Below are 23,665 nucleotides of genomic sequence, written 5' to 3'. Positions count from 1 at the left end.
AATTTGAATTCAAAATACGAAAAATAAACCTCAAATCCTTACTCAAAATCTATGTTCAACCAATTGAATTCAATAGGAATGGGCTTTAGCCCATTTGTAGGATTGCTTCGTTGCAGGTGGCTTTAGCCAAAATTTAGAATTTAGAAGGTTTTTTTTAATAATCTGCCTTACCACATGAATAAGGGATTTTAATTGTAGAACGTTACGGTCAGTTAATAAAAGATCCATTGCCTAATTCGAGGGGGATAAAAATGCTTGATCATTCTTTTTGTGGGATGTTCTAATTTTAATTTTTTTCGAATGGGGTAAATAATGGTCTTTTCCGTTTGTTAAGGTTTTTTCATTATATAATACCAGTAACTTGGAAGATATTATAGGTGTTTTTGTTTTAAAATCCATATTTTTATCATTCCGAAAATAGATACTTCGACTTATTAAACGCTTAATAAAATGGAAATCTTTTCTAATTTATTTCAAAGGAGCAAAGGGTATTGCCTTTCCATTTATTTAGCTTGTTTTTTCTTATTGTTCATGAGCTATGCTCAGCTTAATGCTAAAGTGTTGAAAGCAGGGGTAGGGGATAATCATAAGGTCTTGGAGCAAATCGATACTTTAAAAAAGACACCTAACTTTATTATAATATTCTGCGACAACTTGGGCTATGGAGACATTGAGCCTTTTGGCTCAAAAGTGATCCGCACTCCGGAATTAAATCGGATGGCCAAAGAAGGCCGGAAGTTTACCCATTTTTTGGTTACTGCAGGAGTTTGTACGCCTTCTAGGGCTTCTATTATGACAGGCTGTTACTCTCAGCGGGTAGGCATGCATGTCAATCCTAGAGATGGGCTGGTTTTGCGTCCTATTTCACCTTATGGATTAAATCCTGAAGAAGTAACAATAGCAGAAGTGCTAAAAAGCGTTGGCTACAAAACAGGCCTTATAGGGAAATGGCATTTGGGAGACCAGCCAGAATTTTTACCAAACAATCAGGGCTTTGATTATTTTTATGGCATACCTTATAGTGATGACATGACCCAAGAGGTCGGTCAACGGATCGGGACAAAATTTAATGGGTCGAATTGGCCTCCATTGCCTGTAATGGAAAACAGTAAAGTAGTGCAGGCAGGAGTTGATAGAAATTTGTTGACCAAAGATTACACTGAAAAGGCTTTGGAATTTATAGACCAAAACCAAAATACACCATTTTTCCTTTACCTGCCTCAAGCCATGCCTGGAAGTACTACCAAACCCTTTGCTAGTGAGGCTTTCAAAGGTAAAAGTAAAGGAGGCCCTTGGGGAGACAGTGTCGAGGAGTTGGATTGGTCAGTTGGTCAAATAATGAATAAACTAGAGCAGCTTGGGATAGATGAAAATACAATCGTAGTTTTCACCTCAGACAATGGTGCTCCAATGACCGATGACCCTGAAAGTACAGTAAGAGGAACGAACTTTCCTTTATCAGGTCGAGGCTATACTACTGCTGAGGGGGCATTTAGAGTACCAACTATCTTCTGGTGGCCGGGTACAGTTCCAGCGGGAAGCGTAAGCGAGGAGATGGCGACGACTATGGATTTTCTACCGACCTTTGCCCTTCTTTCAGGAGCCAAGGTTCCCCAAGATCGGATTATTGATGGTAAAAACATTCTTCCACTGATTCTAGGAGAAAAGGATGCAAAAACCCCTCACGATGTTTTTTACTATTACTATATGGATCAACTTCAAGCCATAAGATCCGGTCAGTGGAAATTATTCCTGCCTTTAAAGGAGTTTAAGGTTCATCCGTATTTTAAAGAAGGGGAAGAGAACCAGCCACTTTTGTTTAATGTCGTGAATGATGTTACTTCTTCTCATAATTTGGCTGCTGAAAAGCCTGAGATAGTAAAAAGCTTGACGGAATTGGCAGCCATTGCCAAAAATGATTTGGGAAATAGCGGTCAGCCCGGTCTTAACCAAAGAAGCCCTGGGAAAATGGATCACCCAGTTCCAGTGCTCATGAAGTAATTTTTGCTTAATTAGGCTGTTTGTGTTTAAATAACCAACTGATTTTCTTTTAAATATAGAACTCCCTTCTGGGAGTGGGGACAGGTACGCCCAATTTTATTTATAATTTCTGCTTAAACCCGGATTATGTAATAGGATTCGTAATGAGTGTTGCAATCGCAAGAAAATCAGACTGTTTGGAGATTTTAGCATAGCACCGCTATGGTGAAATTGAAAACAGCAACGAAGTGGCTGATTTTAAAGCGATTTCAGCACGTAATAGAATGTCTATTACATATTTCGGGTTAAAGGGATAAATAATAGCTTAATAATTATAAAAAAACTTCATTGGGTAATTAATAGCGTATTTATTGTCTATTACATTAAAATTTAACAATTCTATAAGATAGTATCTTAGATCTAGTAAAAAGTATAGGATTGTCGAATATGTAATAATTAAATTTGGTAATAAGATTATCATAGTGCTAATAGATCTTGCTATTATAGCATATGGTGAAATAATAGAAAAGCCGGAGGTCAGTGGGATGATCTCCGGCCAGATATTGATCCTACTCATTTGTATCGATTTGGAATCTTAAAATGAATAGGAAATGCAGAAAAACTAAGTTTAATCTACGACCACAAAAGTATGAAAAAATTAATTTACAGACCACTTACCAGATTATTAAGTTTCTTGTTTCTGGGGATCTTGGGGCCACTAGTTTTTACTGGGGCCGGATTTGCCTTTGGGATAGAGACTTCCAAATCTACAAGGTATATAGTGGGTATTAATGATGCTAATCAAGCCATTAGTATAAGAGGGAAGGTTACTTCCCAATCGGATGGAATTGGTTTACCAGGAGTGAACATCTTGGTTAAAGGAACGTCTATGGGGACTGTCACTGATGTGGAGGGCAATTATAATTTAAATGTTCCAGATGGATCTGAAGTTTTGATTTTCTCGTCCATTGGGTTTATTACCCAAGAAGTACCAATTATAGGAAGGAATCTTATTGACATAGCTTTAGAAGAAGATCTTAAAGGTTTGGAAGAAGTGGTGGTGGTAGGCTATGGTACCAAGAAAAAAGTGAATTTAACAGGTTCTGTTTCTACTGTTACCAATGAAGCATTGGAAAAAAGGTCTGTACCTAAATCATCCCTTGCTTTACAAGGGCAGATGAGTGGGATCTCTGTACGTCAAAGTTCGGGTAATCCCGGTAAAAACAGTGCCTCTTTGTTAATAAGGGGACAAGGTACTTTTAGTTCCGCAGGCAATAGCCCTTTGGTACTTGTGGACATGATAGAATCTTCTCTGGATGATGTAGATCCCAATGATATTGAAAGCATTTCTGTGTTAAAGGATGCCGCATCTGCTGCTATTTTTGGGTCGAAAGCTGCAAATGGCGTTATTCTTATTGAAACCAAAAAAGGAAAATCAGGAACGCCTGTATTTAGGTACAATGCTTATGTAAGCAGTCAAACCCCAACCATGATTCCTGAGATGTTGAATTCATGGGAATATGGATTAGCAGTCAATGAAAATAACCTGAATTTAGGGCAACAAAGGAGGTATACAGATGAAGAGATTGATTTTTTCAGAGCTGGAAATAATCCTGACTATCCCAATTTTGATCATATTGGGCATTTGTTTGGTTCAGGTCAAGGTACAGAAACCAAGCATGACCTTTCTGTAAGTGGTGGTACTGCTGAAACGCGATACATGTTCTCTTTAGGCTATTATGACCAACAGGGTATTATCCAAAAGAACAATGCCGATCGGATTAATTTGCGCCTTAACCTGGATAGTAAGCTAAGTGATAAATTAAGCATCAGTGTCAAATTGGCCGGAAATAAAACCAGTTCCAATGAACCATCTGCTCCTTATGGCAATGGAGGTATAGGGAATATAATTGCCGGAGCCATGAGGAATTCAAATGCCATACCAGGCTTTACAGCTGATGGATTGTACGGCCGAAATGAGACCTCTCATCCAGAAGCAGATTTAAACAGCCAATCCTTTGTGTCCGGGGAGGAATCCAATATCTATACGAATGGTAGTATGATCTACCAAATCACAAAGGACCTTAAAATTACAGGTCAGGCCGGTTACACCCAAGGGCTTACTGAAAGTAAAACTTTTATTTCGACCTATCCTATCACTTCTACTTATGCAATTCAAAGAAATAGTTTAAGGACTGGATGGTACCAAAGTTCAGCTTTGACGCTTCAAGCTTTTCTAGAGTACAATAAGGATATTGATGATCACTCTTTTCAGGTGCTTTTGGGACGATCTGCTCAAGCTTATAGCTCAAAATACCTGGGAGCTTTCAGAGATGAGTTTCCAAACAATGAAATTTATGAAATTGATGCAGGAGCAACTGTTCGCGCAACTAATAATGGAGGTGCGGCAAGAAATACTCTTTCTTCTTATTTTGGAAGAGTAAATTATGACTTCCAGGATAAATATCTATTGGAGGCAAATTTTCGCTACGATGGTTCTTCCAGATTCCCAGAGGAAAGTAGATGGGGGTTGTTTCCTTCTTTTTCTGCAGGTTGGAGGGTAGCACAAGAAGACTTTTTTCAGAATGCATTTCCTTGGGTTGCAGATTTCAAGATCAGGGGTTCTTGGGGGAAATTGGGTAACCAATCCATTGCCAATTATCCTTATCAGGACTTGATTGCTTTAGGTCAGAATTATCCATTTGGAGGCTCGCTCTCAGCTGGAGGAGCGGTGACGACTATTGCCAATAAGCAAATCACATGGGAAACAACAACAATGACTAATATAGGAATTGATTTGGCACTTATGGAAAATAGGCTGTCATTTTCAGGAGAGTATTTTGTGAAGATCACAAATGATATTCTTTATCCAGTTTCAGTTTCCAGATTGTTAGGGGCTACCCCATCTGAATCCAATGCCGCTAAGGTGGAAAACAAAGGTTGGGATTTTGACCTTAGCTACAGAAATTCAATAGGAGAATTAAATATCGGTGCGTCGGCCATTTTCTCAGTCGTGAAGAATCAGGTGTTAGAAATTGCCAACCTTGAAAGAGATATTTCAAGAGGCTTGTTTATAGGTCATCCGATAGGGAGCAGGTATGGGTTTATGAGCGATGGATTATTTGTAAGTGAAGCCGATGTTGCGAGTTATGCCACCCAACCCTTTTCAAATTTGGCCATCCCTGGAGGAATAAAGTACAAGGATATCAGTGGACCTGATGGTGTGCCAGACGGTGTGGTGAATTCCACCTATGATAGAAGCGTGATAGGCAAGCCTTTGCCACTTAGTACCTATGCCTTTATACTGAATGGGGATTACAAGAATTTTGACTTTAACATTATGTTTCAAGGAGAAGGAGGTAGGGATGCTTTTGTGACCCTTGGTCAATTCTTCTTTCCATTGGAGAACAATAGTAATGTGCAAAGGGATTTTTATGAAAACCGATGGACACCTGAAAATCCAGATCCCAATGCGGCTTATCCAACAATCATCGCTACCGCTTCTGGTTTCTACAATTCCAATCCAGTTGATTTCTGGAACCGGGATGCCACCTTCTTAAGGTTGAAAAACGTGCAACTCGGCTATACGCTACCAGAGGGCCTTATTGGAGATACCTTCCTAGACAATGTGCGCTTGTATGTCACCGGTGAAAACCTTTTCACGATCACCAAATTTTATAAAGGTTGGGATCCTGAAATGCAAACAGGAGGAGCAGATTGGTTTTATCCGCTTATCAGGTCCTATGTGGTGGGTGTAAATGTAAGGTTTTAATAAAAGATATTCTGATTATGAAAACATATAAAAAATTAGGCTTAGTTAGTGTTTTGTCTATTCTGATCTTGATCGGTCAAACCGGTTGCCAGGATTGGTTGGATGAACAGCCCTTGGTTCAGTTGTCAGAAGGATCCTTCTGGAACAGTCAAAGTGACGCCATGCTTGCGCTCACTGGTGTTTATAATGGTAGTAATGTAGGTAATAACTCCTATACAAATGAGCTACTGATCCTTTCTAGCGCTACAGATGACTCCAGCTACAAATTTGGATCTGTGGGGAATATATACAGTGGTTACTTAAGAGCGGCTGATACGCAAGTGGTATTGGCCATTTGGCAAAGGGCATACAGGACCATTTTCAAAGCCAATTATTTCCTCGAGAACATTGGGCGTGTAGAAATGGATCAGACAATAAAGGATGAGTGGATTGCAGAAGTCAAATTTTTAAGGGCTTACGAATATTTCTACATGTCACTTCTTTACGGTGGTGTTCCTTTGATCACCAATGTAATGACCATTGAAGAGGCCAATACTCAAACCCGTAATTCAAGGACTGAAGTGGTGGATTTTGCCATACAGGAACTAACTGCTGCCGCAGCCGATCTTCCTGCTAGTAGGCCAGAGAATGAAAAAGGCAGAATAGTTAAAGCTGCTTCTCTGGGTATCAAAGGTAGATTGCTGATGATTGATGAAAAATGGGCTGAGGCAATTGCTGTTTATGAAGAGATTATTGGGCTGCAGGTGCATGAAATAGATCCTAGATACAAAACGATTTTTGAAGAAGCAGGTGAGGGGAGTAGCGAGATTATCCTGTCTACCAATTGTATTGCTGGTCTTTATGGGAACACACACAACCAAAGAAACCACCACCCAGAATTTTACGGTGGATATTCAGAAGTCAATCCCTATCAGGGCATGGTAGATGCGTTTTTAATGAATGATGGTCTTCCCATAGAAGATTCGCCATTGTACGATCCCGAAAACCCATTTGACAACAGGGATCCAAGGCTTTATGCCAGCATTTTTCTTCCAGAATACACCGAATTTAGAGGAAGGCTGTTTTTAGCTCATCCAGATAGGGCTTCAAACAACATTGCAGCTTTACCAGGTGCCACTGGCTATGGGTGGAAGAAATATGTTACTGAAGATTATGCAGGTGATTTTGGAAATTCAGGAGACGATATCATTTTGTTGAGGTACGCAGAAGTGCTGTTGAGTTATTTAGAGGCTAAGATCGAAAATGGTGACATAATTAATAAGGACCTACTCGATCAGACCATCAATGAGATTAGAGGGAGAGAAGCTGTAATGATGCCAATGGTTACGGAGACAGATCCTGCTAAGCTGACGGAAATTTTACGGAGAGAAAGAAGGGTAGAGTTTTGTATTGAAAGAACAATCAGATACATGGATATCCGTAGGTGGGGCATTTTTGAAGAGGTAATGAACAAACAATTTTATGGAATGAAATTGACTGATGATCCGGCCAATTATACGGATTACTCTGTGGAAACGTCTGGGCCAATGAGCGGTCATTATAAAGTAATTGATAAAACAGGTAGCATAACAGCAGACATGGAATTAATTCCAATCCCTTTATCAGAGATTGATATCAATCCGGCATTGGAACAAAATCCAGGTTATTAATTCTGTGTGTACTGAATAAAGGTAGCAAACCACTAACATGCGGGAGACGAGTCATAGATCTTGTTTCAAAAAATGGAATAGGTTTTATCGTCTCCCAATGGGAGTGATTTTAAAGACAGGAACTGAAAGAAGTAATATTTAATCAATAGAGTAAATGGTCGAAAATAAAATAGTACGCAGGAATTTTGTTAAAAAGCTATCCTTTGGGGGAGTTGGGTTAAGCTTATTGGGGCAGCCCTTATTTTCTATAGCCAAAAACCTTCCAAGGGAAGACTTAAAGGTAGGTCTGGTAGGCTTATCGGTCCATAGTGCGGCATTTTCAAAAATACTAAACGACCCAAATAAAAAGAAAGACCTTTTTGGTTGTAAAATGGTGGCATTGTACCACCCACCTGGAAATCCTGATGTTGACTTCACTCCAGAACAACTTAGCAGTTATCAAAAAGATGTGGAGGAGATGGGGGTTGCCATGGTTGATTCCATGGATCAATTGATTGAGATGGTGGACGTGGTGATGATAGAGACCAATGACGGCAGACCTCATATGAAGGAAGTTCTCCCAGCGCTGAAAGCAGGAAAACCTGTATTTGTAGACAAGCCTGTTGCAGAGGATTTACAAGGAGTGGTGGATATCTACAAAGAGGCAGAGAAATACGGAGTGCCCATCTTTTCCTCCTCAGCCTTGAGGTACATGGAAAGCGCTCAAAATATCAATCCTTCTGAGGTAATAAGTGCCCATACTTTTAGTCCTGCGGCTTTGGAAAAGAGCCATACAGACTTGTTTTGGTATGGGATTCATGGCATTGAATACCTATTTACCGTGATGGGACCAGGCTGTGTGGAAGTACAGCAAGTGCAACATTCAGAAGCCGAAGACCTAGTTATAGGCTACTGGAAAGATGGCAGGGTAGGCGTTTTCAGAGGCATTAGGGAAGGAAAACGTGATTTTGGAGGAACAGTATTCAAAGAAAAAGAAATCGTTGATTTGGGTTCGTTTACAGGTTATCGATCCCTGGTTGTCAAAGTAGTTGAATTTTTCCTTCAAAATAAAGCCCCGGTATCGGCTGAAGAAACTTTTGAAATCTATGCCTTTATGGAAGCAGCTCAGGAAAGTAAAAACAAAGGCGGTAAAAAGATATCACTGGACAAAGTATTAAAAAAGGCTTTAAAATAATCATTTTAACTATTAACTATTTAATAAAGAGATAATTATGAAAAAATTAAATGTTGGGATTATTGGATACGGTTGGGTAGCTACAGCACATATAAACGCGATAAACGCGGGAGAATATGCTCAGGTTTCGGCTATTTTTTCATCCAGAAAACATGACGATGCCGAATTAAGCAAGACCTGGGGAACAGACATCAAATCTTACACAGACCTTGATGAAATGTTAAAAGACAAAAGTATAGATGCTGTTTCCATTTGTAGCTACACCTATCAACATACTGAACATGCATTGGCTGCAGCAAAGGCGGGAAAACATATCATTTTGGAAAAACCAATGGCTTTGTCCTGGGAAGATTGCAAGGAAATTGAAAAAGCGGTGAAAGCTGCAGATGTTAAATTTTGTATTTGCTTCGAATGCAGGTGGTCCAACCAGTTTATCTCCACAAAAGAAGTCGTGGATCAGGGATTGATCGGAGACATCCATTACGGTGAAATTGATTACCTACATGGTATAGGTCCCTGGTACGGACAATTTGAATGGAATGCGAAGAAAACCGGAGGAGGAAGCTCTTTGCTGACCGCAGGATGCCATGCTTTGGATTCCCTTCTGATGTTTATGGGGTCTGATGTTGAAGAGGTAACCAGTTATGATACCAAGACCAAAAGTGAAATTTTCAAGCCCTATGAATACACCACTACCAGTGTAACCATTCTAAAATTCAAAAGTGGAAAAATTGCCAAGTGTGCAACAAGTGTAGACTGTTTGCAACCTTATTATTTCCATACCCATTTGTTTGGAAGCGAAGGGTCTATTTTGGACAATAAATTTCACTCCAACAAGCTTAAGTCTGATAAAACTAGGTGGAGTGAACTGTCCATGAAAATGTTAGACTCGGGAGATGTGGCTGACCACCCCTATCAATTGCAGTTTGACAGTTTTTTTCAATCCATCAATGAAGGGACAGACATGCCTTTGACTGGACTGAAAGAAGCCATGAAAACACATGAAGTTATTTTTGCTGCTGACAAATCCGCTGCAACAGGGAAAAGTGTAAAGCTATAATTGATGAATAAAATAGCCATGGCAATTGCAGCGCATCCTGATGATATTGAGTTTATGATGGCTGGTACATTGGTATTGTTAAAAAATGCAGGATATGAAATCCATTACATGAATTTGTCTTCAGGAAATTGTGGGAGCACTGAAACTGATGCTGTGACTACGGCCAGGATAAGATTGCTTGAGGCGCAAAACTCTGCTAGTATATTGGGTGCAGTTTTTCACCCGCCCATTTGTGATGATTTTGAAATTTTCTATGAGGCTGGAGCACTAAGGAAATTGACGGGAATTATTCGAAAAGTAAAGCCAAGTATTATCCTTACGCATTCTCCAGTGGATTATATGGAAGATCATATGAATGCCTGCCGTTTGGCAGTAACAGCAGCATTCGTAAGAGGGGTTCCCAATTTTAAATCTTCCTATCCTGCCGTTTCCAATTACAACTGTGCCATATATCATGCGCTTCCGCATGGGCTGCTAGATCCTCTAGGGCAAGAAGTAATCCCAGGGATATTTATTGACACCGAATCAGTACATACTATCAAAAAGGAAGCATTAGATGCCCATAAAAGTCAAAAAAACTGGTTGGAAGACAGTCAGAAAATGGACTCGTACATTGCGGCCATGGAAGATTTCTCGATAAAGGTTGGGGGAATGTCGGAATGTTTTGTACATGCAGAAGGGTGGAGGAAAAGGGTTCACTTTGGATTTTCAGAGTCCGAATTTGATCCTCTTAAGGAGTTAGGAGAAGTGTATTCCTTATGCAAAAAAAGCATTGGGGTAAAAGATTAAAACTTAAAAATAATGAATAAAAATATGAGAAAGATAAGTTCAATAGCTCCTGATTGGTGGGATTATACAACCTTAGATTTGGGAAGCAAGATTACCGACCAAATAGCCAGAATGACTCCAGCAGATATGATAAAATTATCCAGGCCTGGTTTTGAAGTAGTCTTTTATAATACCATCGAAGAATTTTACCTAGCCGAAGCACTGGAATACATTACTACCTGGAAAAAAGCAACAGCAGATTATCCAGTAGGGATTTGCGGCCCGATCGGCCCTACAGAACAGTTACCCCTTGTGGCAAGATTGGTCAATGAATTGCAAATATCCTTGAAACATGCGCATTTCTGGTCCATGGACGAGTGGGTGGTTGACGGCAAGGAAGTTTCCGCCAATCACTCCCTATCCTTCAAAAAAGCATTTAATGACCTTTGTTATAGTAGAATAGACAAGAAACTGGCCATGCCAGAGGAAAATATACATTTCCCTCAAGCGGATACGTCCAAATTTATTGAAAGCTGGAAACATGCCAGGTGTTTAATCATGCAAGGTGGGCAGGGCGATGTAAAGCATTGGGCCTTTAATGAGCCACCAAAACGAGAAGGAGCCTATAAGGAAAATCCTCAAACGGTGGAGGAATACAAAAAACTTCCTACCAGGGTTTTGGATTTGCACCCTATCACCATTCAACAAAATTCCAGGTTGCACTGTGGAGGGAATGTTCCTTTGATACCAACGCAAGCTGTGACAGTAGGACCTAAAGAAACCTGGGAAACGGATCAGGTCTCTATATGGCATGCCGGAGCCCATGACAATCCCTTTGGTCAGAGACTGACCACCTACATGATATCCAATAATATTCCAGACACTTCTGTGCCTATGTCGGTTTTGGCAGATCATCCTAATGTAAAGTTTAACTTCTACGCACCAGGGCTTGGAACCTGTTCTGTAGAAATGCATTGAGGAAAGCCCTATCCAATAGGTTGGAAAATTAACATTTATTTAAATTAAATTCTAAATGAGATTATTGAAAAATTCGAGAAACCCCATAAGGGTGGTCCATTCCTTTATCCTCTTGGGCAGCCTGATTTATTTAGGGGCCTGTTCCAGCAAGTCTGATTTTTCTTTCAGTGAAGGGGATAGAATAGCCATTGTTGGGAATTCATTGGCTGAGCGATTCCAGCATGACGGATGGATGGAGACGTATCTTCAAGCTGCTAACCCTGGCAAAAAGCTAGTTTTCAGAAACCTGGGTTATTCAGGGGATCAGGTGCATTATAGGCCGAGAGCTCATGAAGGGTTTGGGGACAGCGATAGTCATTTGTCAAAGGTTAAAGCCAATGTAATTTTCTCATTTTTCGGGTACAATGAATCTTTTGATAATCAACCAGAGAACTTTAAAAAACAACTTTCCCTTTGGATCGATCATTTGCGGACACAGAAATACGATTCTGTGAATGTGCCCAAAGTCGTGTTGTTTTCTCCTATAGCACATGAGGACCTAGGTTCTCCCAACCTTCCTGATGGCTCCGAAAACAATCCCCGACTGCAGGCTTATACCCAGGCTATGGCAGAAGTTGCAGAGGAGAAAGAGGTTGTCTTCGTTGATCTGTTTGAAGCAACAAAGCAAATGTACCAAATCATAGAGGAGCCTTTGACGATAAATGGCATTCATTTAAATGAAAAAGGCAATCAGGAAGTGGGCAAATTCATTGCTGAAACCCTAATGGGGGGAAGCTTAAATGAAGATCAAGTAGCTTTGGATTCCATAAGGTCTACTGTTAAGGACAAAAACCTTTATTGGTTTCACAAGTACAGAGCCATTAGTGGCAATGATGTTTGGGGAACGCGATCCATACAAGATGGTAATTATAAAACCTTGCAGAGGGAATTAGAAATGTTGGATGTGATGACAGCCAATAGAGATGAGAAAATCTGGGCGCGAGCCAATGGAGAAGATCTGGAAGTGGATGACAGCAATATGCCTGATCCAGTGATGGTAGGTACCCATATTGTGAGAGATTTGACTTATGTAGATCCAGAGGAAGCCATAGAAAGAATGACAGTGCCTGACGATTTGGAAGTCAACCTTTTTGCTGCGGAAGATGAATTCCCGGAGATCATCAACCCTGTTGCTTTGCAAGTGGATACAAAAGGAAATATCTGGGTAGCCTCATGGTCCACCTATCCAAAATGGGAGCCTGGTAGAGAGATGAGTGACAGATTAGCCTACCTCAGTGATGAGGACGGTGATGGCAAGGCGGATAAAGTAACCACTTTTGCCTATGTACCACACCCTACTGGTTTTGAATTTTGGAATGGTGGAGTGATCGTAATCTCTGCTCCAGACGTGTGGTTTCTTAAGGATACTGATGGCGATGGAGTGGCGGATTTTAAAGAGAGGCTTTTTGGAGGCTTGGGTTCTGATGATTCACATCATACAGCGAATAACCTAATCTATGCTCCAGATGGAAATATCTATTACCAAAGAGGGATTTTCATTCTTGAAAATATAGAAACACCTTACCGAAAAAGTGAAGAATCAGGATCACCGGGACTTTATCGTTTCAATCCAAGGACTTCTGACTTCTCATTTATGGTGGAGAATACACCCAATGCACACGGTATCAGTATAGATAGATGGGGCAATCCGTTAATAACAGATGGTACAACAGGAAAAGCTTTTCAGGTTTATTACAAAAGAACAGTTACTTCCACGACAGACACCAATGAATTTGACAAAAGGCCATTGTTCAAACAAACAATTCGACCAATTACCTCCAATCAAATTTTATCCAGCCAGCATTTCCCAGAGAAATACGAAAACAATTTCCTGATATACAATGTGATTGGATTTCAAGGGATAAAGCGTTACCAGTTGGAATACAAAGATATGGGAGTAGTAGAAGGTGTTGAAGCCGGAGACCTAGTGTTTACAGGAAATGATCCAACCTTCCGTCCTTCCTCTGAAGCCCAACCTAGGGTTGTGCCTCCGGGTTACACAGGTGACCCTAACTTCCGTCCTTCTGATGGGGTAATAGGAAAAGACGGGGCCTTGTACTTTGGGGATTGGCACAATGCGATCATTACCCATTCCCCCTATAATCTCAGGGACATCAACAGGGATCAGGCACATGGTAGGATTTACCGCATAACTGCAAAAAACAGACCACTTCAGGAGCCGGTAGCCATTTACGGGGAACCTGTAGAGAAGCTTCTGGAACTGTTTAAAAGTCCAGTGGATGGGATCAGGCATTCAGTACGAGTAGAGTTGAGCGGAAGGGATACAAAGGAAGTGATAGAAAAAGCGCAAACTTATGCGAAAACACTTGATCCTCAAAGTAAGGATGATGCGCTTCCAATGTTGGAGATTTTATGGCTTCACCAGCAACACAATGTGAAAAACAATGAATTGCTCAAAACGGTGTTGAGATCACCTGAGGAAAAAGCCAGAATAGCAGCGCAGAAAGTTGCCTGGTTTTGGAGCGATAGGGATTCTCATAGACGTGGTGGAACTACCGCAGATATTTCAGGAATGCAGTTTAGAACATTCTATGAGAAATTCTGGGAAAATGCAGATTCTACTAAAGTGGAGGAGAAACATGAAGACATGAAAGGCCATGCCAATATGGCTCCTGCCAAAAAGGCTAATGAAAGTGGGAAACGAAAACTAGAACTACAAAAAGATCCTATAGCAAAATTAACCATTGTGGCCGAATTGCTTGCCTTTGATGTTTCAGAATTTACTGTTAAGGCTGGTCAGCAAATAGAGTTGACAGTGGATAACAAAGACTTGATGGAACACAATATTGTCATCGTAGAGCCTGGTGCCGCAGATGAAGTAGCCTCATTGGCAATCGCTTTGGGAGATGATGGACCTGCGAAACAATACCTTCCCAAAAGTCCGAAAATAATAACCGCTTCCAAATTGTTAAATGGCAAAACAGTGGAAACAATGAAGTTTAAAGCACCTACCAAGCCGGGTGATTACCAGTTTGTATGCACCTTTCCTGGGCATGCGCCGGTGATGAGGGGCATCATGCGGGTATTGCCCTAAATTTATTAGCCTGTTTCAACCCGGATTATGTAATAGAATGTCTATTGCATATTTCGGGTTCAATCTAGTAACCTTATTCTAAATCAGTTGACAAGGAAATGATTAAGCCGAAAATTAGCGTAGGTATTATTGGGCTTTCTGTTCATAGTGCTGATTTTACTGAAATTCTGAATGCTGAAGGAGCTAATTCAGGAGGCTACAACAGTAAAGTTGTGGCGATATACCATCCAAAAGGAAATCCTGATGTGGAATTCTCTGAAGAAAGGTTGCAAGAGTTTGCTGAGAGGATTGGAAAACAAGGAGTATCTACGGTCAATTCAATAGATGAAGTCATTGAAAAATCGGATGCTATAATGCTATTGACCAACGATGGGAGGCCACATTTAGAACAGGTTTTGCCTGTGTTAAAAGCAGGTAAGCTTGTTTATATCGACAAACCTTTGGCAGAAAATCTGGAAAATGTATTGAAGATTTTTCATGAAGCCAATCGTTTTGGGGTCAAAGTCTTTAGCTCTTCTGCCTTACGCTATGGAAGCCAAAACACTGTAATTAAAGCAGGGGAATACGTGGGTGAGTTATTGGGAGCGCAAACTTACGGGCCTGCTCCCCTTCAAAAATCCCATGTGGATATGTTCTGGGATGGCATTCATGGCATAGAATCGCTCTACAGTGTCATGGGCACAGGCTGTCAAACGGTCTCAAGGACCTCAACCAACGGGACAGATATGATTGTAGGGAATTGGGCAGGTGATAAGTTGGGGTATTTCAGAGGTATACGAATGGGGAAAGTTGGTTTCGGAGGTACCGTATTTGGTACGAACGGAATTAATTCAATAGGAAAATTTGAAGGGTATCAAAGGTTGGTTAGGGCCATAGATGGCTTTTTTACTACGGGTAAACTTCCAGTAGAACCAGAAGAAACCATTGAAATTTATGCATTTATGGAAGCAGCTGATGAAAGCAAAAGACAGGGTGGGAAACCCATAAATATTAGCGATACAATTAATAGAATTATAATTTAATTCAATCAAACGAAATAACCTTAGTAAATAAAAATAGTATGAAATTAAGTAGGATTAATAGGCTTTTTAACGAGAAATCTGGAAAATGTTTTGATGTAGCCATCGACCATGGGTTTTTTAGTGAATATACATTTTTGAGTGGAATAGAGAATATTTCAGCATCTGTCAAAGTTTTGATCGATGCCGATCCAGATGCTATCCAATTGACCGTAGGGCAGGCCCGACATTTACAGTCTGTGCCTGGTAAGCGAAAGCCAGCACTTGTTTTAAGAACTGATGTTGCCAATGTGTATGGTCTTGAATTACAGAAAGTATTGTACAGTAGAATGATAGATGAGCCTGTACTGCAGGCTGTCAGATTGGATGCGGCCTGTGTGGTTGTTAACCTTTTTAATATCCCTGGAGCGCCAGAAGTTACAGACCATTGTATTCAGAATATACTTAAGCTAAAACCCATGTGTGACCATTATGGAATGCCTCTAATGATAGAACCATTGGTTTTTCAGCCCAATAACAAGGCTGGAGGTTATATGGTAGATGGCAATATAAAACTGATCACGCCAATGGTCAGGCAGGCAGCAGAATTGGGTGCGGATCTAATAAAAGCTGATCCAACAGATGATGTGGAGGAATACCATAAAGTAATTGAGATGGCTGGAGATGTACCTGTATTGGTAAGAGGTGGAGGCCGTGCCAGTGACGAAGAAATATTGGAAAGAACCTATCGCCTGATGAAGCAAGGTGCAAAAGGCATTGTTTATGGCAGAAATGTGGTGCAGCATGCCAATCCTGGAGGAATGACCCGAGCCCTGATGGCTATTGTTCACAATGATGCTACTCCGGATGAAGTGAGAGGCTTATTAAAGTCAAACTAGGAAATGAAAACCATTAACGTAGGAATAATAGGAGGAGGCCTGATGGGCAAGGAAGTGGCGAGTGCGCTTGGAAGGTGGTTTGTCCTCAATGATTATCCCTTAAAGGTAGTTTTAAAAGCCGTTTGCGATATCAATAAAGAGGCATTAAAATGGTATGAGCAGATTCCTACTATAGATTTGCTAACCACTGATTACAAAGCTTTGCTTGATTCATCAAATGTGGATGTGGTTTATGTGGCCCTTCCCCACCACCTGCATGAGGAATATTACCTGAAAGTACTTGAAGCTGGGAAAGATTTGTTTGCAGAGAAGCCATTCGGGATAAATCTTGAAGCGGCCAAAATTATCAAAAATAAGATTGATGAATCGGGCCGTTTTGTAAGGTGCAGTTCTGAAATGCCCTTTTTCCCAGGAGGTCAGCGAGTAATTAAGGAGATTTTATCCGGAAGACTCGGTAAGGTTATAGAAGTCAAGGCTGGGTTTTGTCATTCAAGTGATATGGATCCTTTTAAACCAATTAACTGGAAAAGGCAATCCAAGTTTTGTGGAGATATAGGAGTGATGGGCGATTTAGGTATGCATGTGATGCATATTCCGCTAAGGATGGGGTGGAAGCCTGACAGGGTCTATGCCCAGCTTCAAAAGATCGTCACAAAAAGGCCTGATGGAAAAGGTGGATGGAGTGAATGTGATACCTGGAACAATGCCCACCTTTCTTCTACCATTTCAATTGAAGGAGAAGAAGTGCCTATGTTGTTAGAAATGAAGCGCCTGGCTCCTGGGGAAACAAACTCCTGGTTTATTGAAGTTTTTGGAACAGAGGGCGGTGTAAGGTACAGTACCAAAGATACCAAAGTGCTTTGGACCTTTAATCGGGAAAAGGAGCAAATTTGGCAACGGATAGATCTTGGTTTTCAGGTGCCATTCCCTACCATTACCGGTGGAATATTTGAGCCTGGTTTTCCTGATTGTTTTATGCAGATGTTGGCCGCCTATTTTGCGGAAAGAGAGGGGTTTCTTGAGGGAAGACTAGGATGTGTTACTCCAGAAGAAGCGGTAATGAGCCATCAGGTTTTTGATGCAGCCTTGAAGTCACACCAATCAAAATCAGCCATTGTTATACCTTAAATATTGTTAAATGGCAAATGCAATAAATTGTTATTTCACAAAATCACCTATAGCTGGATTTGACTCGATGAAATAATGGAAAAAAGCAATAGAGTAGGCATATTGGCTGGGGGGAATTGGATTTTGGATTTCATCAAAATGATTGATGTGTATCCAAATGAAAATGCCCTGGCCAATATTTTAAGCCAAAATTCAGGGAACGGAGGCGCTCCTTTCAATGTATTGAAGGCCATTCGTAAAATGGACTTTTCAATTCCACTCGAAGGGGTAGGCGTGTTGGGTGACGATGAATACGGTGACGATATTTTGGATCAATGTGAAAGGTTGGGTTTAGAAACCAGGCAAATGAAACGCTTGAAAGGGGTTGAAACTTCTTTTACTGATGTGATGACGGTTTGTTCTACAGGAAAACGAACCTTTTTTCACCACCGAGGGGCCAATGCTTTATTGGAAGAGGATGATTTTGATTTTGAGGTTTCGAAGGCGAAATTTTTCCATTTAGGCTATTTGCTTTTATTGGATAATTTGGACAGAATTCAATCGGATGGGCTTTCCGGAGCTGCGAAAGTTTTAAGAAGGGCAAAGGAGGCAGGAATGTATACCTCTGCTGATATTGTAAGTGAACAATCAGATCGGTATACGGAGGTGATTCCTTCGTCACTTCCTTTTATTGATTTCCTTTTCATCAATGAGCTGGAAGCACACAACCTTACAGGGATTCAATTATTAGACGCTGACAATGTTTTTCTGATTTCAAATGGCTTTAAAGCCGCAAAAAAAATCCTAGATATGGGAGTGCTTAGTTGGGTGGTAATACACTTTCCCAATGGGGCCCTGGCATTGAATAAAGAGGGGCATCAAATTCTTCAGCCATGTATAAAAATGCCGAGGCTATTGGTAAAAGGGACTGTTGGTGCAGGTGATGCTTTTGCTGCTGGGGTTTTAGCGGGGATGCATGAAGGCTGGGAGATGAAAGCATCGCTACAATTAGGTGTGACTGTTGCCGCTGCCAGCCTTATGGACAATACTGCCTCCGAGGCCATCTTGCCTTGGATGGAATGCCTACAATTAGGTAATAAATATGGTTACAGAAAATTATGATTTTGGTTAATTAAAAATGTAAAAATTAGAAGCCCATGGAAGAAACGATAATTGAAAATGAATTAGAAAGAGGAGACGAAGTTAGGTCTAGATTGCCTGCTTCCAAACGCCTAGGGTTTTGGAGTAATACGTTTATCCTTTGGGGGCTGGTCCTTACTGTCACCAGTTTGTTGGTAGGTGGTCTTGTAGGTTCACAACTGGCATTTAAGGATGCGGTTATTGTTATTGCCATGGCTGGTGTTTTTAACAGTTTGATCGCTATTTTGATTGGTATAATAGGAGCAAGAACTGGATTTACCAGTGCCATGATTTTCCGGTATTCCTATGGAGTCAAAGGAGTTTTGCTCCCCAATTTTATTATCGCCATTACCACGGTCATTTGGTTTGCCGTGATATTAAATCTTACTAGGGATTCTTTTGTAGGGATAATAGGAGTGAGTTCTGAATCTTCGGTGCTGTTTTATGGAATAACCCTTTTAATGGCCGTTTTATTCCTGATTCCTGCTTATAAAACCATGAAATGGATTGCCTATGTAAATTATTTGGCTGTTCCTGCCATTGTATTTATTTTGATAGTTACCGTTTGGGGTGCATTGGATGCTGGTGGCGGTTTAATGGCGATCATTGACAAGTCTCCAGTGGCTTCAGCTTCATCTTTTGTTGTTTTCACCGCTGCAGCTGGTGGATGGTTGCATGCGAATACGGTAATATCCGATTTTACAAGGTTTTATAAAACTGGCAAACAGGCAGCAATAGGTTTGTTTTTGACCTATGGCGTGATGATGGTCTTTCAATACATCGGTGCTACCCAAGGAGCGCTTGCTACCGGAGAGTGGAATATTTTCTTAATTATGGATGAATTTGGTTTGCTGGAAATCTCATTTCTTGCCATATTCCTAGGTTCCTGGTCTACCGCCATGGCTGCGATTTATTTCGGAGCCAACATGATGTCAACACCACCCATGCCTAAATATAAAACGGAGGAGAAAAACAGAAAACTTGTGTTGCTTGTATCATGGGGAATAGCCTTGTTTTTTGCTTGGTATGGACCTGATCAGATATTTAACTTCTTCCTTCAGTTCTTATCTTGGGTGATTGGCCCCATTGCCATGACGGTGATTATTGATTATTGGCTTTTTCCTGAAAAGAGGGACCTCTATGAAAAGGCTGATGGCAGTCCGGATATGGTAATCAATCCAGCAGCTTTCCTGGCTTGGATTGTAGGGTTTTTGGTAGGTTATTTTAGTCAAGAGTTTTTCATTTCCTTAATAAATGGAATGGTCACAACAGGCGTGATTTATTATGCATGGATGCGCTTAGCCCTTAATCAGGGACTTACTCCTGAAAGCCAATTGAAAAAATGGTTTTCTTCAAAATAGAGAGGTAAATATTGAGCATAGATGACAGCTTAGTTAGATTTTGTTTCCTATATAAAAAGTAACAAGGTCTAGGGGTTTGTGGGTCTTGTCTCAGGGTCAGCATCCGTTTTACAAGAGTTATCAAAAAATTAAATAAATATCTTATGAAAAGCTTACTTGTATTGTCTATTTTGGGTATGGGAGTTTTAATGGGTCCGACAGTTTATTCATTTTCAAGTGATCAACTGGCTTTAAGTAGTTTGATCACAGACCACTTTGACGCAATTGGTGCTGAGCCAAAATCCAGAAAAGTTGAATTGGGCAAGGGAGTTTCTCTTGAACTTGTCTATATATCTGCCGGTAAATTTTATATGGGAAGCACGCCAGAAGAAAAAGCTTGGGCCACAGGACCTGAAGGAGGAGCTACTGCAGGGACGGAAAGGGAATCTTATGAAGGTCAATTACCTCGACTAATGGAGGTGAAGAATGGGTTTTGGATGGGTAGGACAGAAGTTACAGTAGGGCAATTCCGGCGGTTCGTAGAGGTAACCGGATATGTCTCCGATGCAGAAAAACCAGGCGGAATGACACAGGTTTTTGATCCAGAGTGGAAAATATCAGGCTTGGCACCCCCTCATCCTTGGATCAAAGCAGAAAATAAAAGTTGGAGAGACCCTAATTTTGGTTTCCCGCTAAGGGATGACTATCCGGTAGTTTGTGTTAGTTGGAATGATGGAAATGCTTTTGGGAAGTGGTTGACAGAAAAGGAAAGAGTAGCAGGAAGACTTCCAGAGGGGATGGAATACCGCCTGCCTACGGAGGCGGAGTGGGCCTATTCTTGTCGTGGGGGTAATGAAGAAAGTACTTATTATTGGTGGGGAAACGATTTAAGAGATGGAGAGGGACGCTTTAATATTTCAAGTGTTGATTTTTTACCGGGAAGGAACAAGACATGGCCTTTGGCTAAAGTACCATGGAGTGATGGCTTTTCTTTTGTATCTCCCGTTGATTATTTTGGCGAAAAAGGAAGAAATGGGTTCGGCTTGGCAGACATGTTGGGGAATGTATGGGAAATCGTCTTGGATCACTTTGATCCAAAAGGTGGGCATGAAGCATTTTATAGCGTTAAAGAAAATTACAAACCCGTTTGTCGTGGTGGTAATTACTTTGACGTGCCAGGCAATGCCCGATCTGCGGTAAGGTTAGGCCTACATAGTACCTCTTACTCGGATTCACGTGATGGCTTCCGGATTTGCCTTGGTAAGGTCGTAGAGAAATAATTAGACCGGATTCGTAGACCATAAATACTAAGAGGTACCTATTTAAAAAGAGGTACCTCTTAGTATGCTAGTTTTATTTTGGGCCATAGTTATGACGAGGAAACCATCTCTTCGCGACTTTGCGTCTCTGCGTGCACTATTTATAAATTATTTCCAGATTATTGTTTCTCGCTAAGGCGCAAAGACGCAAAGGGAATAGGGTTACTTTTATTTGAATAGTTGACACTTATATAACTTGTTTTATTTTGGGCTATTGTAATGATGAGGAAACCATCTCTTCGCGACTCTGAGTGCAATATTTATAGGTTGTTTTCAGATTGTTGGTCTCGCAAAGGCGCTAAGGCGCAAAGTTTTTTATTCATGAAAGTGCTGAGGTTTTTTCTCTGCGACTCTGCGTCTCTGCGTGCAATATTTATAAATTATTTTCAGATAATTGTTTCTCGCAAAGGCGCTAAGACGCAAAGGGAATAGGGATGCCTCTTATTTAAAAGGTAACCCTTTGATTAGCTTTTTTTCTTAACCCTCGTTAGGGTGTAGAATACATCTCTTCGCCCCTCTGCGTCTCTGCGTGCAATATTTATAAATTATTTTCAGATAATTGTTTCTCGCAAAGGCGCTAAGACGCAAAGGGAATAGGGATGCCTCTTATTTAAAAGGTAACCCTTTGATTAGCTTTTTTTTCTTAACCCTCGTTAGGGTGTAGAATACATCTCTTCGCGCCTCTGCGGCTCTGCGTGCAATAATTATTGGGAATCTATTTAAGAGGCCATTTCGGTCTCATTTATGATTTTCTTGAATTGAGTAGGGGTCATGGATTTAAATTTTTTAAACTGCCTATTAAAATTAGCCAGGTTGTTGAAACCACTTTTATAGGCTACTTCCAAAATACTATCATTTTCCTCTATGAGTAGTTTGCAGGCATGACCAATCCGAATAGAATTTAAATACTCGACAAATGTAATCCGGTATTGGTCTTTAAAAAACATACAAAAAGTGGAAACAGCCATATTGGCAATGGAGGCAACCTCTGCTAGGCTGATGTCTCGGTTAAAATTGTTTAATATATAGTTTTTAACTTTTGAAACTTTGTCCGTATTGGGTGGGTCCAATTGGGATACATATACTGGACTGGCGAGTAATTCGTATTCCGTTGTATGGGCGAGGATATCGAATATGGACAGCAAATTGGATAATCTTTGGATTCCATTCATATGAATCATCTCGATGATCAATGGATTAATTTGTTCCTTTGTTTTTCCATAAAAAGACATTCCTCGTCTCGATAGCTTCTGAAAGTTTCTGAAAGGTTTCATCTCAGGTAGGTTAAGAAATTCACCACCCAGAAAGTCCTCTTTAAATTGGATGACTAAGGCATCGGCCTCCTCTGTGGCCTGTCCATTAACATAAATGGGGTCATTGGACCATACATGAGGTAAATAAGGCCCGACCAATACTAAATCCCCAGTCTGGAATTTGCCGATATGGTCTCCTACCATGCGTTTTCCGGTACTCTTTAAAACCAATACCAATTCGTATTCAGGATGAAAATGCCAAGGGCATGGTATGTACTGTCCTTTCTCCCTAAACACAATAAAGGATTTGTCAAGATCCTGGGGTAATCTGATTTCTTTGCATTTCATGGTTCAGTGGTTATTGTAATAGGCTTTAATTTAGAAAAATACAGTTGAATAAAAAAGAGGCTTTATGTGGAAAGGTCAATTCCTCCTTTGAGATAATTCTAATTTGATCCTGTATTTGTAGTAAAACACAAAATATAATTGATAGGGGATAATTTCTTGCCTCTTGACCATGGAAGTAGGTACTGGTAAGTGTCCTATTCAGTTGGCTTAGCTTAAACCCGAAATATGCAATAGACAATCTAATAGGTGCTGAAATCGCTTTAAAATCAGCCACTTCGTTGCTGTTTTCAATTTCACCATAACGGTGCTATGTTAAAATATTCAAACAGCTTGATTTTCTTGCGATTGCAACACTTCCCATAAACACGGGACAGGCTTCACCCCTGACATTGTCAGGGCGGAGAAATCCTATTACATAATCCGGGTTAAATCTGACTTCTTCAATAGAACTTAATTAATAGAAATCTCCTTTCTCGATAACTTACCCTGTTTTTCTTTTAGTAGTTCTACATCAAGACAGGTCCTGAGTGATTTTCAATTCAGAAATGCTCAAATGAGCCAAATCGATCAAGGCCGTATATGGGTTTTTAGCCAAAATAAACCCATTGAATTAGGGGCAATATATTTTTCACACAATGAGGAGAGGTTTTCACGAATAATTAGCCACCATTCGCGAATTCCAATTCATGCTTTATTCATTAAACTATATATTTGATTTCAATTGTAAAATGTCTAAGTAAAAGACAATGAGGAAGTTGTATTGTTTTTTATTGTGGGGATACTGTG

At 40.5% G+C, this 23,665-nt stretch carries 15 protein-coding genes; 14 read left to right on the top strand and 1 reads right to left on the bottom strand.

The genetic code is table 11. The annotated features are described in order from the left end of the window. Nucleotides 1-450: 450 nt before the first annotated feature. The 14 genes from CA2015_RS01695 to CA2015_RS01630 all read left to right on the top strand — a co-directional run bounded on the left by CA2015_RS01695 (nt 451) and on the right by CA2015_RS01630 (nt 21,239). A complete protein-coding gene (locus tag CA2015_RS01695) occupies nt 451-2,001 on the top strand; it encodes a sulfatase family protein (protein ID WP_240477906.1) in 1,551 nt (516 codons plus the stop codon). Between the two features lie 628 nt (nt 2,002-2,629). Next, a complete protein-coding gene (locus CA2015_RS01690) occupies nt 2,630-5,752 on the top strand; it encodes a SusC/RagA family TonB-linked outer membrane protein (RefSeq protein ID WP_048640320.1) in 3,123 nt (1,040 codons plus the stop codon). Nucleotides 5,753-5,769: 17 nt separating this feature from the next. After that, nucleotides 5,770-7,401, top strand: coding sequence for a RagB/SusD family nutrient uptake outer membrane protein (locus CA2015_RS01685; protein WP_048640319.1), 1,632 nt, complete (start codon nt 5,770-5,772; stop codon nt 7,399-7,401). 154 nt (nt 7,402-7,555) lie between these two features. Next, a complete protein-coding gene (locus tag CA2015_RS01680; RefSeq protein ID WP_053086630.1) occupies nt 7,556-8,575 on the top strand; it encodes a Gfo/Idh/MocA family protein in 1,020 nt (339 codons plus the stop codon). Between the two features lie 37 nt (nt 8,576-8,612). After that, a complete protein-coding gene (locus CA2015_RS25025; protein ID WP_048640318.1) occupies nt 8,613-9,635 on the top strand; it encodes a Gfo/Idh/MocA family protein in 1,023 nt (340 codons plus the stop codon). A 3-nt stretch (nt 9,636-9,638) separates the two neighbouring features. After that, on the top strand, nt 9,639-10,424 hold the full coding sequence (locus CA2015_RS25020) for a PIG-L deacetylase family protein (protein WP_048640317.1): 786 nt from the start codon (nt 9,639-9,641) through the stop codon (nt 10,422-10,424). 12 nt (nt 10,425-10,436) lie between these two features. After that, nucleotides 10,437-11,381 (top strand): sugar phosphate isomerase family, encoded by a 945-nt coding sequence (locus CA2015_RS01665; RefSeq protein WP_048640316.1) that lies wholly within the window; start codon nt 10,437-10,439, stop codon nt 11,379-11,381. Between the two features lie 55 nt (nt 11,382-11,436). After that, nucleotides 11,437-14,475 carry a PVC-type heme-binding CxxCH protein gene (locus tag CA2015_RS01660; RefSeq protein WP_048640315.1) on the top strand — a complete coding sequence of 1,013 codons (3,039 nt, stop codon included), beginning with the start codon at nt 11,437-11,439 and terminating at the stop codon, nt 14,473-14,475. Between the two features lie 98 nt (nt 14,476-14,573). Further along, a complete protein-coding gene (locus CA2015_RS01655; RefSeq protein WP_048640314.1) occupies nt 14,574-15,497 on the top strand; it encodes a Gfo/Idh/MocA family protein in 924 nt (307 codons plus the stop codon). 38 nt (nt 15,498-15,535) lie between these two features. Beyond that, nucleotides 15,536-16,372 (top strand): class I fructose-bisphosphate aldolase, encoded by an 837-nt coding sequence (locus CA2015_RS01650; protein ID WP_048640313.1) that lies wholly within the window; start codon nt 15,536-15,538, stop codon nt 16,370-16,372. A gap of 3 nt (nt 16,373-16,375) precedes the next feature. Next, on the top strand, nt 16,376-17,500 hold the full coding sequence (locus CA2015_RS01645; RefSeq protein ID WP_048640312.1) for a Gfo/Idh/MocA family protein: 1,125 nt from the start codon (nt 16,376-16,378) through the stop codon (nt 17,498-17,500). A 75-nt stretch (nt 17,501-17,575) separates the two neighbouring features. Next, nucleotides 17,576-18,601: a carbohydrate kinase family protein gene (locus CA2015_RS01640; protein WP_048640311.1), complete on the top strand. Its 1,026-nt coding sequence runs from the start codon at nt 17,576-17,578 to the stop codon at nt 18,599-18,601. Between the two features lie 35 nt (nt 18,602-18,636). Further along, nucleotides 18,637-19,980, top strand: coding sequence for a purine-cytosine permease family protein (locus tag CA2015_RS01635; protein ID WP_048640310.1), 1,344 nt, complete (start codon nt 18,637-18,639; stop codon nt 19,978-19,980). A gap of 143 nt (nt 19,981-20,123) precedes the next feature. Beyond that, on the top strand, nt 20,124-21,239 hold the full coding sequence (locus tag CA2015_RS01630) for a formylglycine-generating enzyme family protein (protein WP_048640309.1): 1,116 nt from the start codon (nt 20,124-20,126) through the stop codon (nt 21,237-21,239). A 758-nt stretch (nt 21,240-21,997) separates the two neighbouring features. Here the strand turns inward: CA2015_RS01630 and CA2015_RS01625 are convergent. Then, the gene (locus tag CA2015_RS01625) at nt 21,998-22,879 is read right to left on the bottom strand and encodes an AraC family transcriptional regulator (RefSeq protein ID WP_048640308.1); all 882 of its coding nucleotides are present in this window, start codon (nt 22,877-22,879) and stop codon (nt 21,998-22,000) included. Nucleotides 22,880-23,665 lie beyond the last annotated feature (786 nt).

Origin of the sequence: Cyclobacterium amurskyense (genome assembly GCF_001050135.1) — a bacterium.
GTDB lineage: Bacteria > Bacteroidota > Bacteroidia > Cytophagales > Cyclobacteriaceae > Cyclobacterium > Cyclobacterium amurskyense.
Note: the sequence above shows the minus strand (reverse complement) of the source record. Positions and strands in the feature narration are given on the sequence as shown.

Excerpts from the sequence above, each read along its gene's own strand:
- CA2015_RS01645 (WP_048640312.1), top strand. The coding sequence starts at position 16,376 with ATGAAAACCATTAACGTAGGAATAATAGGAGGAGGCCTGATGGGCAAG.
- CA2015_RS01685 (WP_048640319.1), top strand. The coding sequence starts at position 5,770 with ATGAAAACATATAAAAAATTAGGCTTAGTTAGTGTTTTGTCTATTCTG.
- CA2015_RS01660 (WP_048640315.1), top strand. The coding sequence starts at position 11,437 with ATGAGATTATTGAAAAATTCGAGAAACCCCATAAGGGTGGTCCATTCC.
- CA2015_RS01695 (WP_240477906.1), top strand. The coding sequence starts at position 451 with ATGGAAATCTTTTCTAATTTATTTCAAAGGAGCAAAGGGTATTGCCTT.
- CA2015_RS25020 (WP_048640317.1), top strand. The coding sequence starts at position 9,639 with ATGAATAAAATAGCCATGGCAATTGCAGCGCATCCTGATGATATTGAG.
- CA2015_RS01625 (WP_048640308.1), bottom strand. The coding sequence starts at position 22,879 with ATGAAATGCAAAGAAATCAGATTACCCCAGGATCTTGACAAATCCTTT.
- CA2015_RS01655 (WP_048640314.1), top strand. The coding sequence starts at position 14,574 with ATGATTAAGCCGAAAATTAGCGTAGGTATTATTGGGCTTTCTGTTCAT.
- CA2015_RS01665 (WP_048640316.1), top strand. The coding sequence starts at position 10,437 with ATGAATAAAAATATGAGAAAGATAAGTTCAATAGCTCCTGATTGGTGG.
- CA2015_RS01680 (WP_053086630.1), top strand. The coding sequence starts at position 7,556 with ATGGTCGAAAATAAAATAGTACGCAGGAATTTTGTTAAAAAGCTATCC.
- CA2015_RS01635 (WP_048640310.1), top strand. The coding sequence starts at position 18,637 with ATGGAAGAAACGATAATTGAAAATGAATTAGAAAGAGGAGACGAAGTT.
- CA2015_RS01640 (WP_048640311.1), top strand. The coding sequence starts at position 17,576 with ATGGAAAAAAGCAATAGAGTAGGCATATTGGCTGGGGGGAATTGGATT.
- CA2015_RS25025 (WP_048640318.1), top strand. The coding sequence starts at position 8,613 with ATGAAAAAATTAAATGTTGGGATTATTGGATACGGTTGGGTAGCTACA.
- CA2015_RS01690 (WP_048640320.1), top strand. The coding sequence starts at position 2,630 with ATGAAAAAATTAATTTACAGACCACTTACCAGATTATTAAGTTTCTTG.
- CA2015_RS01650 (WP_048640313.1), top strand. The coding sequence starts at position 15,536 with ATGAAATTAAGTAGGATTAATAGGCTTTTTAACGAGAAATCTGGAAAA.
- CA2015_RS01630 (WP_048640309.1), top strand. The coding sequence starts at position 20,124 with ATGAAAAGCTTACTTGTATTGTCTATTTTGGGTATGGGAGTTTTAATG.